Source organism: Erwinia sp. S43, assembly GCF_016624745.1.
GTDB lineage: Bacteria > Pseudomonadota > Gammaproteobacteria > Enterobacterales > Enterobacteriaceae > Erwinia > Erwinia coffeiphila.
The window spans coordinates 179,922-196,280 of sequence record NZ_JACVTX010000004.1; the positions used below are offsets into that span (position 1 = coordinate 179,922).

A 16,359-nucleotide genomic window follows, 5' to 3' on the forward strand; every position below is an offset into this window, starting at 1 on the left:
CTACTCCATGGTCTGTTCGCTGAACAGCTGAACCTGGATCTCGCCCTCTTCCGCCAGCTCGCGCACGCGGGTCATAATATCTTTACGTACCTGCTCCACGCGGCTTACCGGTAGCGATCCCAGCCGCGAGGTGGTGCTTTGCAGCAGCTGCACCTGGCGTTTCGGCATTGCGGAATAGATCGCCTGGCTGAGTACCGCTTCGGTGCCCTTGAGCGCGATAGCCCACTGTTCCATCGGGATCTCTTCCAGCAGACGTTGTAGGGTGGCCTCGTTCTGGCGGCTGAGAATGTAGAATTCGTACATTTCGGTTTTCAGTTCATCCACCACGTTGGCATCCCGCGCGTTTAACTGCTCCAGCAGCGTCTGCTGGCTGCCAGGAATGCGGTTGACGATATTCGCCGCCTGCTTGATACCCTGCACTTTCGACCCATGTTCGGAGAGAACCGCCACGCCGCGTTCGATCAGACGATCCAGTTCGTCCACCACGTCGCGGTTCACGTCGTCCAGCCGGGCAATGCGATAGAGGATTTCATCCTGCCGCGTGGCGTCCAGATGGGTCAGCACCGTGGCGGCCACGTCCGGCGGCAGGAAGGCAAGGAACACCGCCTGTAGCTGTAAATGCTCCTGGTCGATCAGCGCCGCCAGCTGCGGGGTATCCACCCACTGCAGGCGCGCCATGCGATAACGTATCTCGTCGCCGTAGATGCCGTTAATCACGCTGCGGGCGATTTCCCCGCCCAGTGCGCGCTCCAGAATATTGCGCAGATAGCTGCGCGACGCGCCGTTGATGCCGCTCAGTTCGCGGTAGTCCTGGAAGAAGTTATTCATCGCCTGCCGCGCCTGCGACACCTTAATACCGTGCAGCCGTGCCATGGTTTCGCTCAGGCGCAGCACTTCCTCACGGGAGAATTTGCTCATCACCGTCGCGGCGGCATCTTCGCCAATGCTGAGTAACACAATGGCGGCCTGTTCCAGTCGCGGGCGCTGCCCGGCAGCGCTGCTGCTTTTGCTGCTGCTTTTATTTTCTACTGCTGCTTCGCTCATTGCTGCTTATCCACTGTTTAATCACTTCAGCCACGCGATCGGTTTCGCTCTGGGCCAGGGTTTGTAGGTAGGCGATTTTCGTTTCAAGACCTGAGCTCTGCGGCGGCAGGTTTTCATCGCCCTGGAAGGAACTGGCGGGCAGGACACGAACCTGGCCGTCGCCGTCATCATCCTCATCTTGTGTGTTCAGATTTGGCTCTCTGACGACAGCAGCGGCGGCGGCTTCTTCCCTGCGCTGACCAATACGGCGCATCATCGGCAGCAGACCGAACAGGGTGATCACCCCGACCAGCAGTGCGATACCGCCGCGTTTACTCCAGTCGATCACGCTCTGGTTTTCCCACCACGGCGTTTCCGGCTCCACGTAAGGTTCGGCTTCGGTGAAGCTGAGCAGGCTCAGGGTCAGCGCATCGCCACGCGCGGTATCAATACCTGCGGCCTGGCTGAGCATTTTTTCCACCTGCTGCTGATTTTCTTCCGTCCACGCTTTTACCGCAGCGGCGTTCTGGTTCAGCACCACCGATACCGACAGTTTTTCCAGCTGGAAGCCGGGATGGCGAATATGACGGACGTCGCGGTCGTAGTTAAACTGGCGCTGTGCCTGATTGCGTGTTGCCAGCTGCGGCTGGGCACCCGCCCCCGGCGCAGCCGCAGGTTGGTTAGCCGGGCGATTGCTGAGCGATCCCGGTATCCCTACCGCCAGCTGCTCGGTGGTGTTTTCCTGCATCAGACTTTCGCTGGCCGGGCGCGGTTCGCCGTTAAAGCGTTCCTGAGTCTCTTCCACCTGGCTAAAGTTAATGCGCGGCACCACGCTGATGCGGAAGTTGTCCTGGCCGATCACCGGCATCAGCACGTTAGCCAGGTTGCGTTCGGTTTCCTGCCGCAGTCGCTGAATCGCCTCGCTGCCCGATTTTCCACCCTGACGCCCGTTCAGCTCATCCAGCCCGGCGGAGAGCAGCGCGCCATGCTGATCGACGACCCGCACCTGCTGCGGCTTCATACCCGGAACGCTGCCGGCCACCAGATTCACAATCGCCGCCACCTGATCGTCCGCCAGCGTTTTACCGTAGCGTAGCCGCAGGATGACCGAGGCACTGCTGTCCGGTTTGTTGCTAAGCACGAAGGAGCTGGTTTCGCTAATGCCCAGATGGACACGGGCAAATTCAACGGTATCCAGCGCCATGATGCTCTGCACCAGTTCGCCTTCCAGGCTGCGCTTAAAACGAACGTTCTGGATAAACTGGCTGCTGCCCAGCATCTCTTCTTTATCCATCAGTTCGTAACCGGCAGGCGTCCGGGCACTGATGCCTTTCGCCGCCAGCGCCATGCGCGCCTTCGGCAGATCGCCTTCCCGCACCAGCAGGTTGCCGCTCTGCGGCTCCACGCGATAGGGGATCTGTTCACCGCTCAGCACTTCCACCACCTGCGGTACCGGGATGTTCTGCTGGGAGCCGAACAGCATGGTGTAGTGGTTATTGTTCTGCCACAGCAGGGCAACAATAATCGCCGTAGCGGCCAGCGCGCCTGCGGCGGGCAGCCACCATTTTTTCAGTTGTGCTACCGGCAAGCCTGCCAGCAGCGATTTCATTTTATCGCCCACGATGCACCTTAAATTGAGATATTCATGACTTCATCAAAGGCGGTGTTCAGCTTGTTACGCACCTGCATCATGGCGGAAAACGCCACGCTGGCCTTTTGACTCTCCAGCATCGCGCCCGTCAGATCGTCGCTGGTCCCCATATCAACCGCCTGCTGTTTTTCAGCGGCCGAATGCTGGAGGTTATCGACGTGCCTGATAGCCTGATCCATCACGGAGCCAAAAGAAGGCGTGGAGAGCGAAGCCGTTTGCGGCATAGCGCTGGCCGGGTCGATACTGCTGCCGGTTGCCTGGGCACGCATCTTCGCCATATCGGCAATCATCTGTGCCTGTCCGGCTGATGCGCCGTTGGCGGTTATTTTGTCGATCATAAAAATGTTCCTGGTAAATGGATTACGAGGTCAGGCTGGAATCAGTCCCTGCTGGCGCATCGAAGCCAGCCGGTAGCGCAGTGCGCGCGGCGTGATGCCGAGAGATTCAGCGGTTTTGGATTTATTGCCCTGATGGCAGCGCAGCAGGTCAACGATGTACTGATACTCGGCCTGCCGTCCGTGGTGTTTGATCGGACGATCGCCGTTTAATTCTGGCTCAGCAGCGTCATCGTCAAGCGCGACAGCAAAGGCTACAGGCCTGGCAGCGATGCCAAAACAGCCGGCATCAAGTACACCATCGGTAGACATGATCAGCCCACGCTGCACCACGTTTTCCAACTCGCGGACGTTACCCGGCCACGGATAGTGCTGCAGCGAGCTGCGGGCCTCGGCGGTTAATGCAGGACGCGAAGCAGAGAACTGCTGATATTTCCGCATAAAGAGTTCGACTAACGGAATAATATCCTGCGGACGATCGCGCAGTGGAGAAATATGCATCGGCACTACCGACAAACGGTAATAAAGGTCCTCACGGAAACGCCCTGCGGCAATTTCTTCCTCCAGGTTTTTATTGGTAGAAGCAATCAGTCGAATATCCAGATTTATACGCTGATGGCTGCCCAGCCTTTCGACTTCCTGCTCCTGTAACACGCGCAGTAACTTCGCCTGAAGCGCCAGCGGCATATCACCAATTTCATCTAACAATAAGGTTCCACCGTTAGCCTGTTCAAATTTACCCGGCTGACTACTTACTGCCCCGGTGAATGCACCTTTCTCATAACCAAAAAGAATCGCTTCCAGCATACTTTCCGGAATCGCCGCACAGTTAACCCCCACGTAAGGGGCATTATTGTCAAAGGCATGGTAGTGAATGTATTTTGCCACGCACTCTTTACCCGTACCGGTTTCCCCGGTAATTAAAACGGGCACATTATGCTTTGCCACTCGGCGGGCAAGAGCCAGAAGTTTTACGCTTGAATCCGCATGGGCAATAAACCCTGAACCGTCCTTTTCTGAATGCTTATCTGCTACTCTCACAACAGGTTCCTCTCTTATTCACCCGTATAGAAACCTTCGGGATAAGTAAGTTGTTATTCATCAGAATAAAAAAGTGGCGGAGGATTTAAACACCTCAACACATGAGGCAGTGATAAATGGGGATCAGCAGGCCCTCACCACAACTAAATTTTGCAGCGAGTATACTTAGGTTATTAAAACAGGTCACATTAATTGAGATTAAAAAAATATTATCAATAAAAATCAACAATTTAATATGATATTATTAATCAAATAAGATCTATCAATAATTTCACTAAGAATTTTAAAAAATTAATAATCACATTTAAATTGCCATCACCACAGGTTGTTGTTCTAATCCACACACGCCAGCGAGCCACACTATTTTAACGGCGACCTGATAAATAGCGAAAGCGACAGCAATTCATAAAACTTAAATATTTTTTCACTGACAGATAAACGTTCCCTTTGCTACTGATATTACTCAGACACAGGAAGTACGAATCTAACGGAATCAAATCATGCGACAGATCTGTAGCCATGTAAAAATTTATCATACTGGTCATCACCCGGATATGATGAAGTTAGAAGTCAATAAATTGGGTCGTCCATATCACAAAATCCCGAAAATATTTAACGATATGCACGACAGTTTAGATGGCAAACTGAATACCTACTTTTTAAAGAAGTATCGCGTTAACGTTACGCTCAGGACGATGCGTTTTGAGATGGACGTCTGGCAAAAGCATACACAGATTTTATCCAGCGATATTGGCAGCCTGGCCTTTGATATTGACCGCAGCCTGTTATTAAGCGTACTGCACGATTATTACGGTCTGAACAAAGAAAGACAGGAAGGTTTTACCGCAGAGGAAACGCCGGTAACAAAAACGGAAGAGCGCCTGAAGAATAAACTGGCTCTGGAACTGGTGGCATTAATTACCGGTGAAGGATTGTTTGGTAAAGCTCTACAGATTAAACCCGATCCGGCATCGTTAATTAATCAGTGGTCGTACAAAATTACCTTTACCCTTGAAGGCTATCAGGGTGGTTTTTCTTTACTGCTGGATAATACCCATGTCGATCGCCTGCTGGCTAATTTACGTCAGCAGGCGGAGATGTGCCCACTGGCCCACGCCGAGCAGCCGGTAGTCAATGTGCAGACGTCATTTATGACGCTGCCTGTGCGCTTAACCGGCAGGCTGGTCAGCATCCCAATGACGGTAGCTGAGCTGCTGACGCTGAAGCACGGCGACATCCTGCCGATGTCGCTGAGCGACCGCGTTCCGCTACTGATTGGCAAACAGCCGTTGTTCAACGCGGTGATTGCTGAAGACCACGGAAAGCTGTTCTTTTCAGAATTTAACGAGTTAAACAACGAGACATCCCATGACTGAAGTAAATATCCCGGCGGAAAACGCCCTCGATTTTGATTTTTCTCTCGATGACGCTACGGCTATCGATACCCAGGATAAAGACGATGCCGATCGTCATGCCGTGCAGCGTGAAAAGCAGCGCCATCTTTCGCTGTTCAGCCGTATTCCTGTAACGCTGACGCTGGAAGTGGCCTCGGTAGAGATCTCTCTGGCTGAACTGATCGGCGTGAACAACGACTCGGTGCTGGAGCTGGATAAAATGGCGGGCGAGCCGCTGGATGTGAAAGTGAACGGCATCCTGCTGGGTAAAGCCGAGGTGGTGGTGCTTAACGATAAGTACGGGCTGCGCATCATCGAGTTTAACAACAAAGAACTGGGCGAGCTGGCGCTATGAGTCATTCACTCTGGAGCAGGCTGGCGCAGGTATTACTTGCGGGCAGCCTGCTGTTCCTGCCGCTGATGGCAGAAGCGGAGGGTAACGGGCTGGCGCTGTTCAGCGCCACCACCCTGCCCGACGGCAGCCAGGATTACAGCGTCAAGATTGAAATTCTGATCCTGATGACCCTGCTGGGGCTGCTGCCGATCATGCTGCTGATGATGACCTGCTTTACCCGCTTTATTATCGTGCTGGCACTGCTGCGCCAGGCGATTGGTTTACAGCAGAGTCCGCCTAACAAAATCCTGACCGGCATCGCGCTGGTGCTGACCATTCTGGTGATGCGCCCGGTGTGGACCCAGGTGTATGAAGACGCGGTGATCCCCTATCAGGCGAACGAGATCACGCTGAAGCAGGCGCTGGCGACCGGTGAAGCGCCGCTGAAAAAATTTATGCTGTCGCAAACCAGTTCCACCTCGCTGGCACAGATTATGACCATTGCCAACGCCAGCGGCGAACCGGAGCAGCAGGATCTGACCATTGTGGCCCCGGCGTTTGTACTGAGCGAGCTCAAAACCGCCTTTAAAATCGGCTTTATGATCTATATCCCCTTCCTGGTGATCGACCTGATCGTCGCCAGCATCCTGATGGCAATGGGGATGATGATGCTGTCACCGCTGATCGTCTCGCTGCCGTTCAAGCTGATTTTGTTTGTGCTCTGCGACGGCTGGTCGCTGGTGGTGGGTACGCTGACGCAAAGCGTACAGGGGCTGTCGCCATGATGACCATCGATGTGGCGGGCGACATTATCGCCCAGGGGCTGAAGCTGGTACTGATGATTTCGGTCGTCGCCATCCTTCCAAGCCTGATGACCGGGCTGCTGGTGAGCATCTTTCAGGCCACCACGCAGATTAATGAACAGACGCTGAGCTTTCTGCCGCGCCTGGTGATGACCATGCTGGTGCTGGTCTTTGCCGGTAAGTGGATGCTGACTCAGCTGATCGATTTCACCCTGTTGATTTTTGAACAGGCCGCAACCTTAGTGGGCTGACCGTGGGCATTCCTATTCACCAACTGCTCGATCCGCTGCTGGCGCTGTGGCTGCCGTTTGTGCGTATTGCGGCGTTTTTCCACTTCTGCCCGATTTTTGAGCACCGGGCGTTTCCGCGTAAAGCGAAGGTCGGGCTGGCGCTGCTGTTAAGCATCCTGATCGTACCGATGCTGGATAACAACGTGGTGCTGCACGAACTGATGACCATGCAGACTTTGCTGCTGAGCGGCGAGCAGATCCTCTGGGGCCTGCTGTTCGGTCAGATGCTGAACTGGGTGTTTTCGGCGCTGCAAACCGCCGGGGCGATCCTGTCCATGAATATGGGGCTGGGTATGGCGGTGATGAACGATCCGGGCAGCGGTAACTCGACGATGGTGATTTCTCAGATTGTGTTCGTTTTTTCGGTGCTGCTGTTTTTCAGTATGGACGGCCACCTGCTGCTGATCACCATCCTGCATAAGGGATTCACCTACTGGCCGATCGGCCAGGCCATTAATGCGCTGACTTTGCGCACCGCCGCCACCGGCGTCGGCTGGCTGCTGACCGGCGCGCTGCTGCTGGCGCTGCCGACGGTGTTTATCATGCTGCTGGTGCAGGGGGCGTTTGGCCTGCTGAACCGCATTTCGCCAACGCTGAACCTGTTTGCACTCGGCTTTCCGATCAGCATGCTGTTTGGCCTGTTCTGCCTGATGCTACTGAGCGGCAGCATTCCCGACCATTATCTGTCGCTGACCAACCAGATTCTGGCGCAATTTGACCAGTTAAGGAGCTACTGATGTCTTCGAACAGCGGTGATAAAAGTGAAAAGCCTACCGCCAGTAAGCTGAGCAAGTCGCGGAAAAAGGGCGATATTCCCCGTTCGCGGGACGTCACGATGGCCGCCGGGCTGGTGGCCAGCCTGTTTACCGTCAGCGCCTTTTTTCCGTATTACCGTGACCTGGTGCAGGCGTCGTTTACCGCGGTCAGCCAGATGGCCGGCCGCATCCACGATGACGGCGCGCTGCACCAGTTTATGCTGACCCAGGTGCTGATTATTTTGAAAGTGCTGGCGACGCTGGTGCCGATCCCGCTGGCCGCCTGTCTGGCCACGCTGGTGCCCGGAGGCTGGGTTTTTGTACCGACGCGCATCAAGCCGGATTTCAAAAAGCTTAACCCGATCTCCGGCGTTAAGCGCCTGGTCGGCAAGCAGCACCTGACCGACGTGCTGAAGATGGTGCTGAAGTGCGCCATCCTGCTGGGTCTGCTGTGGTCCAACATTCAGGACGAACTGCCGGGAATGATGGCGCTACAGTCCCGCTTCCTGAACGAAGCGATTACCGCCGGGCTGGAGCAGTACGCCGGGGTGATGAAAATGTTTGTGATTACCATCGCCCTGTTTGCATTTATCGATGTGCCGCTGAGCAAGTTTATGTTCACCAAAAAAATGCGCATGACCAAAAAAGAGGTGCGCGACGAGCATAAGAATCAGGACGGCAACCCGCAGATTAAAGGACGCATTCGCCAGCTGCAGCGCCAGATGGCAATGGGGCAGATTAATAAGCAGGTGCCGCAGGCGGATGTGGTGATCGTCAACCCGACCCACTATGCGGTGGCGCTGAAATACGCGCCGGAAAAAGCCGCCGCGCCCTGGATCGTCGCCAAAGGTCTGGACGATGTGGCACTGCATATCCGCAGCGTGGCGAAAAAACATCAGATTGAAGTGGTGGAGTTCCCACCGCTGGCACGTGCCGTTTATTACAGCACGCGCGTTAACCAGCAGATTCCGGCATCGTTGTTCCGGGCCATTGCGCAGGTGCTGACCTACGTTATGCAACTGAAATCCTGGCGTACCGGGCAGGGCGAAAAACCGCACCTGGATCTGCATATTCCACTCCCAGAAAGTGAGTTCAAAAAACATGGCAACGTTTAATTCAGGCCAGATGAAATCCCTGCTGCGCAACAGCCACGTTGGCGTTCCGCTGCTGCTGCTCAGCGTGCTGGCGATGGTGATCCTGCCGCTGTCACCGATCGTCCTCGATGTGCTGTTTACCTTCAATATCGTGCTGGCGGTCATGGTGCTGCTGGCCAGCGTCAACAGCAAACGTCCGCTGGATTTCTCGGTGTTCCCGACCATCCTGCTGGTGACGACGCTGATGCGCCTGACGCTGAACGTGGCCTCCACCCGCGTGGTGTTGCTGAACGGCCACGACGGCGTGGGCGCGGCCGGTAAGGTGATTGAAGCCTTCGGTAACGTGGTGATCGGCGGTAACTTCGTCGTCGGTTTCGTGGTGTTTGTGATCCTGATGATCATCAACTTCGTGGTGGTCACCAAAGGGGCCGAGCGTATTTCCGAAGTGTCGGCACGCTTCACCCTCGACGCCCTGCCCGGTAAGCAGATGGCGATTGATGCCGATCTCAACGCCGGGCTGATTAATCAGGAGCAGGCGCGCATTCGCCGCAAGGACGTCGCTAACGAAGCCGACTTCTACGGTGCGATGGACGGCGCCTCGAAGTTTGTGCGCGGCGATGCCATTGCCGGGATTATGATTCTGATCATCAACGTGGTCGGCGGTATTCTGATCGGGATTTTCAAGCACAATCTGGATGCCGGCCAGGCGTTCGATCAGTACGTGCTGCTGACCATCGGTGACGGCCTGGTGGCACAGATCCCTTCCCTGCTGCTGGCAACGGCAGCGGCGATTATCGTTACCCGCGTCAGCGATGACGACAGCAGCGGAATTTCCGACGATATTCACCGCCAGCTGATGGCTAAACCCGCCACGATTTATACCGCCGCCTTCGTGATGTTCGTACTGGCGATTGTGCCCGGCATGCCGCATCTGGTGTTCCTGGTGTTTACCGCCCTGCTGGCGTTTACCGCCTGGCGACAAAGCAAGGTTATCGAAAAGCCCGCGCAGAGCGAGCAGGATATCGCTGCGCTGACCAGCGCGCTGGACGACAGCGACAGCGTAAACGTCTGCTGGGAAAGCATCCCGCTGATTGAGCCGCTGGGGCTGAACCTCGGCTACAAGCTGGTGACGCTGGTGGATAAATCGAAGGGTAATCCACTGACTCTGCGCGTGCGCGGCGTACGCCAGGTGGTGTCAGAAACCAGCGGCGTGCTGCTGCCGGAGATGTCGATTCGCGAAGACTTCCGCCTGAAGCCGGCGCAGTATGCGATCAAGGTGAACGGCGTGCGCACGGCGGTGGGCGAGGTTCATCCGGATCGCCTGATGGCGATCCCAACGGCGGAACAGTACGGCGAGATCGACGGCGTGCTGGATACCGATCCCGCCTACGGCCTGGCCGTCACCTGGATCACCCCGGAAATGAAACCGCAGGCGCTGAACCTCGGGTATCAGGTGGTGGACTGCGCCAGCGTTATCGCCACGCATATTAACCGGGTCACCCGCGAGCATCTGCCGGAGCTGTTTAACTATGACGATATCACCCAGTTGAATCTGCGCCTGTCGGGTACGGCACCCAGACTGGCTGAAGATCTCAACGCCGCGCTGAACTACAGCCAGCAGCTGAAGATTTACCGACTGCTGCTACAGGATCAGGTTTCGCTGAAGGACATCGCCACCATTGCCACCACGCTGGTAGAAAGTGCGGCGATCACCAAAGATGCGATTCTGCTGGCCTCCGATGTGCGCTTCGCCCTGCGCAGGGCGATGGTGGCGGCGATTGCGCCTGACAGCAAGCCGCTGTCGGCCTACACGCTGGACAATACATTGGAAAATCTGCTGCTGGGGTCCCTGAACCAGGCACAGCAGGCTGGAAAAGTCAGCCTGGACAGCTTCCCGGTCGATCCCAATATTCTGACCCAGCTGCAAACCACGCTGCCGGTGGTGCTGGAACAGCTGAAGGCGCAGAACCTGACCTCCGTGCTGCTGGTGACGCCGCAGCTGCGGCCGCTGATTGCCCGCTACAGCCGCTTGTTCGCCGCCGGGCTGCACGTGCTGTCGTACAACGAAGTGCCGGATGAGGTGGATCTGCGCATTGTGGGTACGGTGAGCTGACAAAGCGGCGCGGAACTTTCCCGCAGCAAAAGAATGGGGGCATAAATTCGTCAATGTGGGTGAAACCGGTGCATCCTTAATTAAGATTATTCGTGCTGCATAAACGGTCACCACCTGCGAAAATTTCCACGGCGGTAAAATACGCGATGACAAATCGGTTCACCGTGGATTGACGAATCAAATTCCCAGAAACGTCTGAATCTGTATCTGCCTGAAGGCAATGGACCGAAAGGTTGCGGCGGTTCACAGCGGTTAAGGCCAGCCCAGGTTTATATCAGCCTGCGGAGACAGGTTTCTTTCTGGAGTGGAATCAGGATTGAGTACGGATTCGATGCAAAAATAACGCCATGCCTTCACACGTGATCCGATGTCCGCCATTCAGGCCGATTCGGTTATCAGTCGCGTTAAGGTTTTATGGAAATAATAAAAAAAATTTCACCACTAACCCATTGATAAAAAATGAAACACCTCATGATAAATGATAATTATTTTTTAACTGGGGTGGCATTTCAGCAAAGTCAGTATAGGATTATTCTCAATAGAGAAAGGAGTCAGCATGTCAACATTTTCCATCATTTCCCTGCCGATGTTTGCGGTCGGGCTGGGTTTAATGACGCAATTTTACAGCAAGAAAGATCTCAACTTCCTGGTACCCGGTGTGGTACTGATGACCGCAGGGCTGGTGAATACGTTAATTGGTATTGGCATGAGCTGAGGGAAGAAAACCCATAGATACACTCGTACCTATGGGTGAGGATATTATTTCCGGTTAAGAATTCTCAGGAAATCTTTTTCACTGGAAATTAATGACAGTGCATTTGAGATAATTTCATCGCTAAAGATTGAGGCCACATCACGCAGGACATCGATGTGCTCTTTTTCTTTGGCTATTACGCCAATTGCAATAAACATGACGTTATTCCGATCCCAGATCACGCCATCCGGGAACTGGAAAATCTCAATGCCGGTTTTCACGATGATATGATTTTCCGACTTCGGTAAATGCGGCAGGGTGATGCCGTTGCCGAGGAAAGTCGAAACCTGGTGCTCCCTTTCATTCAGAAAAGCCACGCAGTCCTGGCTTACATACCCTTTAGCCTTAAACTCTTTGCCGACCATCTCTAACACTTCGGCTTTGTTTTTTGCCTGCCGTCCAAGATGCAGGTTTTCAACGGTAATAATATCAATCATAGTCCGCCTCCTTTTTATTGAATCCACACTATCACGCTATCAGTTTCCGGCAGACAGTTCTTCTTCCAGCTGCTCCAGCGATTTGTTGGAGGTTTCAGGAAGTGCCTTGACGACGAACAGAATGGCCAGATAGTTAATAACGGCGAAGATCAGGAAGACAGGACCCAGACCCAGTTTTGCCTGCAGTACCGGGAACAGGTAGCTGACGATCGCGTTCATCACCCACATAAAGAAGACTGAAATACCCATCGACAGGCCGCGAACTTTCAGCGGGAACAGTTCAGCCAGTACCACCCAGGTCAGGAAGCCCATGGTGCCCTGCATGACGCCAACGAAGATCGCCCCCAGCAGCCAGATAACGGTGGCTTTCATATCTCCGACCAGGAAGTAGTCGGCACCGGCAATAATCAGGTGCAGCGTTGCCATCAGCGCAAAACCGTAGACGATCAGCGTCTTACGTTTGAAGCGGTCAACCAGATACATTACGCCAAAGATCATACCGCCAACGGAGAAGACACCGTTCAGTACGTTACAGATCAGCGACATTTTTTCGGAGAAGCCGGCGGTTTTCAGGATTTCCGTGCCGTAATACATAATGACGTTAACGCCGGTGGTTTGCTGCAGGGCGGCCCAGGCAATACCCACCAGAATCAGTTTCATGATCCACGGCGTGCTGAAGATCACCGAGGTGGCGCTTTGCGAGTGCAGCTTCTTCTCTTTTTCAATCTCAATTAAGGTGATGATGTCCTGGTACTCCTGCACCGCGCGTGCTTCAGGACGGATCTGTTTTAAAATCGCCAGCGCTTCTTCCCGGCGGTTTTTACTGATTAACCAGCGCGGACTTTCCGGTGCACGCCACATACCGATTAACAGGAAAATGGACGGCAGCGCCTGTACCAGCAGCATATAGCGCCAGACCTCCGGCAAATGCCCCCAGATAAGGCCGATTACCGCGTTCACCGCAAAGGCGGCCAGCTGGCCAATAACAATCGCGACTTCATTCAGCCCGGTTAGCCTACCGCGCATTTCCGTTGGGGCGACTTCCGAAATAAAGGTTGGGGCGGTTACCGAGGCTCCCCCTACGGCGAAACCGAGGATAAATCGGGCAATAAGCAGGCTGGTGACGTTCGGGGCAGCGGCAGATAAGATTGCGCCAATAAAGAAGACAAAGGAGAGATAAATCAGGTACTTTCTGCGGCCGAAGAAGTCAGCCAGCTTACCGCCACCGACACTGCCGAGTGCAGCACCAATCAGCAGGACGCTCATCACCAGACCTTCGGTGTCCGGCGTCAGAGCCATGTTTTCTTTTAATGAAGAAAAGGCACCATTAATAACACCGGTATCATAGCCAAACAGCAGGCCGCCGAACGTTGCTACTAATGTTATCTGATGTAATCGTTTTCGTTGTTGCGTATTAAGATTCATCAATAAAGACATATACATATCCTTTCATTAAATGACTCGCAAACCCCGGAAATTTAATAAAGTAATACCTCACCGCCTCATTTATGAGGAAATGAAATTTTTCCTGGCGTTTTTAAGCAGGGTAAAGGGTTCTATTTAATAATTAAAAAATACGAAATAACCAACCTGGCACGATAATAAAACTTAGTGTTACTCCCCCTGATACATTTTACTTATTCAATTTAAACCTTAAATTTTTCGCACAATCTATTAACGGTCATGATGAGATAATATATTTCACCCACGTCAGCTCATACCGCCATCCAGACCGTTTTGGTCTTCGACTGTATGCTTCCCCCAGGGAAGGTCCGCAACAACGATTCAGGTTCCTTTCTGCCTCAATCGCGTCAGACGCGTTGGTGACCCCATTTCATCATCTCAGCAAGATTCATCACTCTTCCGTTTTTTACCTGCTGATAACATAGCATTCAAATCGAAACCAAAATTCTACCTAAATCACAAAATGACCTTTTAGTTTCATTAATATTCAATTTTTCGACTTTACATTTCATTACACGAAATCGCCATTACTGCATGATTAACCATGTTTTTTTTACCAAAACCAATAACCAAAGGGGATATTATTGAAACCGTTACGGGTAACCGCTTCATAGAATTTCATCATTAACAAGCATTTCATTTCAAAAAATCCAAGTTTTAGAAAAAAAATTCCACGTAGTATAGCGCCATGAAAATAGCAAGAAGATGCAGGTTTTCGCGAAAAACGGTTAGAGGATCGGGCCGGCCTGCAGAAATGCGTTCCGCAGGTCGGTGGGGCGGAGAGCGTTAAGAATTGGTGGATTTCAGCGGCGCTGCGGTTTTCCGCTGCGACAAATCGTCCCTGAAGAAGATAAAGAAGAACAGGGAAACCACCGCCGCGACAATCGCCGGGTAGATCCAGAAGCTTTCCCACTGCGGCAGCGCTTCCGCACCCTCCCCGGTCACCGTGCTGTTAAAGATCTGCCCGCACAGGGTCGACGCGAAAAGCAGGCCAAAACCATTGGAAACGATAAACCGCAGCCCCTGCGCCTGCGCGCGAATCTCGGAAGGTGCTTTACGGTCCACATAGATATCGCCGACGGTAAAGAAAAAATCCCAGCAGAAGCCCTGTAGCATCAGACCGATCAATACAAACATCATACTGGCGTCGATTGCCGCGTGGGAGAACAGCAGCGAGCGCACAATCCAGCACACCGCCCCCATCATCAGCGTCACCTTGAAGCCCGCCTTCAGCAGGAAATACGACAGCAGGAACATAAAGATCACTTCGCAGGCGATGCCAACCTGCATCATTGAAGCGGCGTTATCAAAGCCCAGCGCCTTGAGGAACACCGGAATGTAAGCCGAGTAGGCGGTTTTCGGCACCATCAGTACAAAGATGCTGAGCATCAGGATGGAAAAGTTACGGTCCTTGAACAGCGCCAGCGCATCCAGGCACAGCAGATCGCGCAGAGTCAGTGCACGACCTTTGGCCTTCGGCGGCGTGTCCGGCAGAGTAAAGCAGTAGAGCCCCAGCAGCACCCCGGTTGCCGACGCGATGTACCACGTGGTGATATCGCCGGAATAGCCCATCTGGCCGATGATAAAACCCACTGCCATAAAACCGAAGGTGCCGAGCACGCGGATCACCGGAAAGGACTTCACGCCGTCGATATGGCTGAAGCTAATGCTGTTCGCCAGCGCGGTGGTGGGATAAAACAGCAACCCTACCAGGAAGATCAGCAGCAGAGTCATACCGGTGTTGTGCGCCTCAATAAACTGCGGCACGCACAGCAGCACGGCGGCGTTAATCAGATGCAAAATCGCCATCACCTTCTGCGAGGCAAAAAAACGGTCTGCCACCATGCCGATAAACAGCGGCGACAGGATGGTCGCCAGGCCCAGCAGCGCATACGATGAACCGATAATCGTCGCCATGCCGTAAGTGCTCAGAACCAGTCCCATGGTCATGTTCCATGCCCCCTGCATAAAGTACTGCACAAACATCATGATCAGCAGCCGGGGGGTTTTATTTAAATCCATTTACGCTCTTCCGTGATTGAGTTCGACGATCAGTCCGTCGTAAGCGACGGTTATGTTTTTTTCGCGGCAGGCGGCCACCAGCTCCTCGTGCATCAGACCGCCGCTGTGGGAAATATGGGAAACCACCATCTGGCTGGCGTCGTGCAGGCAGTGCATATCGCGCAGCTTCTGCTGAGCGGCGAACACCGTTTCCAGACTCATATGGTTATCGCTGCGGTCGTTGCCGTTAAAGCCGTAAGTGCATTCCAGCACCACCAGATCCAGCGACTTACCCGCCAGCCATTGCCAGGTATGTTCCGGGAACCAGCCAGAATCGTGGCCGTAGAACAGCGTTTTACCCTCTTTTTCAATCAGCCAGACGTAGCACAGCTCCCATTTGGCATGGTTTGCCAGCAGCGGGGTTAACCGATAGCCGTGGCTTTCGACGGTGACAAACGGCGGCAGGCAGTTGAACTCAAAACGCTGTTTGGTAAAGCCGGGCAGCACCGCCGCACAGCCGTTAATCGCCCGGTCGTTACCGAACACCGCCAGCGGATGGTCCAGCTCAAATCCGTAGCCCTCCATGCGGCTGAACAGATCGCCAACGTTAAAGTGGTCGGGATGGGTGTGGGTGAACAGCAGATCGGTGATGCCGTTCGCATCCAGCCCGTCGCGCAGCAGCTGCTGGCTGAACTCGGGCGCCACATCAATCAGCATGACGTCATCAATGATGGCGGAGGAACGGGTGCGGATATCTTTGCCTTTAAGGCGTCTCGCCTGCTGGCAGTGATTGCAGCGGCAGAACGGATTGGGAATGCCTTCAGACGCGGCCGATCCCAGGAAGTGTATCTTCATGTTATATCCCTTTTA

The 16,359-nt window shown here is 53.9% G+C and carries 16 protein-coding genes; 8 read left to right on the top strand and 8 right to left on the bottom strand.

Going from position 1 to position 16,359, the window contains the following annotated elements; genetic code table 11:
• From IBT47_RS07125 to IBT47_RS07140, 4 genes are read right to left on the bottom strand one after another with little or no spacing between them, the layout of a single operon-like run.
• The gene (locus tag IBT47_RS07125) at window positions 1-1,044 is read right to left on the bottom strand and encodes a flagellar motor switch protein FliG (RefSeq protein ID WP_200559934.1); all 1,044 of its coding nucleotides are present in this window, start codon (window positions 1,042-1,044) and stop codon (window positions 1-3) included.
• Window positions 1,019-2,644: a flagellar basal-body MS-ring/collar protein FliF gene (fliF, locus tag IBT47_RS07130; RefSeq protein ID WP_200559936.1), complete on the bottom strand. Its 1,626-nt coding sequence runs from the start codon at window positions 2,642-2,644 to the stop codon at window positions 1,019-1,021. Before fliF ends, IBT47_RS07125 begins: the two co-directional genes overlap by 26 nt.
• An 8-nt stretch (window positions 2,645-2,652) precedes the next feature.
• Window positions 2,653-3,009 (bottom strand): flagellar hook-basal body complex protein FliE, encoded by a 357-nt coding sequence (locus IBT47_RS07135; protein WP_370569867.1) that lies wholly within the window; start codon window positions 3,007-3,009, stop codon window positions 2,653-2,655.
• Between the two features lie 33 nt (window positions 3,010-3,042).
• On the bottom strand, window positions 3,043-4,050 hold the full coding sequence (locus IBT47_RS07140) for a sigma-54 dependent transcriptional regulator (RefSeq protein WP_200559937.1): 1,008 nt from the start codon (window positions 4,048-4,050) through the stop codon (window positions 3,043-3,045).
• 554 nt (window positions 4,051-4,604) lie between these two features.
• On the opposite strand from IBT47_RS07140, the gene IBT47_RS07145 reads away from it, so the two are divergent.
• The 8 genes from IBT47_RS07145 to IBT47_RS07180 all read left to right on the top strand — a co-directional run bounded on the left by IBT47_RS07145 (window position 4,605) and on the right by IBT47_RS07180 (window position 11,548).
• Window positions 4,605-5,426 (top strand): FliM/FliN family flagellar motor switch protein, encoded by an 822-nt coding sequence (locus IBT47_RS07145; RefSeq protein WP_234471762.1) that lies wholly within the window; start codon window positions 4,605-4,607, stop codon window positions 5,424-5,426.
• Entirely contained in the window at window positions 5,419-5,799 is a 381-nt protein-coding gene (gene fliN, locus IBT47_RS07150) for a flagellar motor switch protein FliN (RefSeq protein ID WP_105590928.1), read from the top strand. The genes IBT47_RS07145 and fliN overlap by 8 nt, the downstream gene beginning before the upstream one ends.
• Entirely contained in the window at window positions 5,796-6,563 is a 768-nt protein-coding gene (gene fliP / locus IBT47_RS07155) for a flagellar type III secretion system pore protein FliP (RefSeq protein WP_105590927.1), read from the top strand. The genes fliN and fliP overlap by 4 nt, the downstream gene beginning before the upstream one ends.
• Entirely contained in the window at window positions 6,560-6,832 is a 273-nt protein-coding gene (gene fliQ / locus IBT47_RS07160; RefSeq protein WP_172606528.1) for a flagellar biosynthesis protein FliQ, read from the top strand. The genes fliP and fliQ overlap by 4 nt, the downstream gene beginning before the upstream one ends.
• 2 nt (window positions 6,833-6,834) lie before the next feature.
• Entirely contained in the window at window positions 6,835-7,608 is a 774-nt protein-coding gene (gene fliR / locus IBT47_RS07165) for a flagellar biosynthetic protein FliR (RefSeq protein ID WP_200559939.1), read from the top strand.
• Entirely contained in the window at window positions 7,608-8,741 is a 1,134-nt protein-coding gene (gene flhB / locus IBT47_RS07170; protein ID WP_200559940.1) for a flagellar biosynthesis protein FlhB, read from the top strand. The genes fliR and flhB overlap by 1 nt, the downstream gene beginning before the upstream one ends.
• Window positions 8,728-10,833 (top strand): flagellar biosynthesis protein FlhA, encoded by a 2,106-nt coding sequence (locus IBT47_RS07175; protein WP_200559941.1) that lies wholly within the window; start codon window positions 8,728-8,730, stop codon window positions 10,831-10,833. The genes flhB and IBT47_RS07175 overlap by 14 nt, the downstream gene beginning before the upstream one ends.
• Before the next feature lie 556 nt (window positions 10,834-11,389).
• Window positions 11,390-11,548 (top strand): hypothetical protein, encoded by a 159-nt coding sequence (locus IBT47_RS07180; protein ID WP_172606527.1) that lies wholly within the window; start codon window positions 11,390-11,392, stop codon window positions 11,546-11,548.
• A 44-nt stretch (window positions 11,549-11,592) separates the two neighbouring features.
• On the opposite strand, the gene IBT47_RS07185 is transcribed toward IBT47_RS07180, so the two are convergent.
• The 4 genes from IBT47_RS07185 to IBT47_RS07200 form a co-directional block, all read right to left on the bottom strand.
• Window positions 11,593-12,024, bottom strand: a complete 432-nt coding sequence (locus tag IBT47_RS07185) for a PTS sugar transporter subunit IIA (RefSeq protein WP_105590923.1) — start codon at window positions 12,022-12,024, stop codon at window positions 11,593-11,595.
• A gap of 39 nt (window positions 12,025-12,063) precedes the next feature.
• On the bottom strand, window positions 12,064-13,461 hold the full coding sequence (locus IBT47_RS07190) for a sugar porter family MFS transporter (protein WP_200559942.1): 1,398 nt from the start codon (window positions 13,459-13,461) through the stop codon (window positions 12,064-12,066).
• Window positions 13,462-14,274: 813 nt separating this feature from the next.
• Window positions 14,275-15,510, bottom strand: coding sequence for an MFS transporter (locus IBT47_RS07195; protein WP_200559943.1), 1,236 nt, complete (start codon window positions 15,508-15,510; stop codon window positions 14,275-14,277).
• Window positions 15,511-16,344, bottom strand: coding sequence for an MBL fold metallo-hydrolase (locus IBT47_RS07200; protein WP_200559945.1), 834 nt, complete (start codon window positions 16,342-16,344; stop codon window positions 15,511-15,513).
• Window positions 16,345-16,359 lie beyond the last annotated feature (15 nt).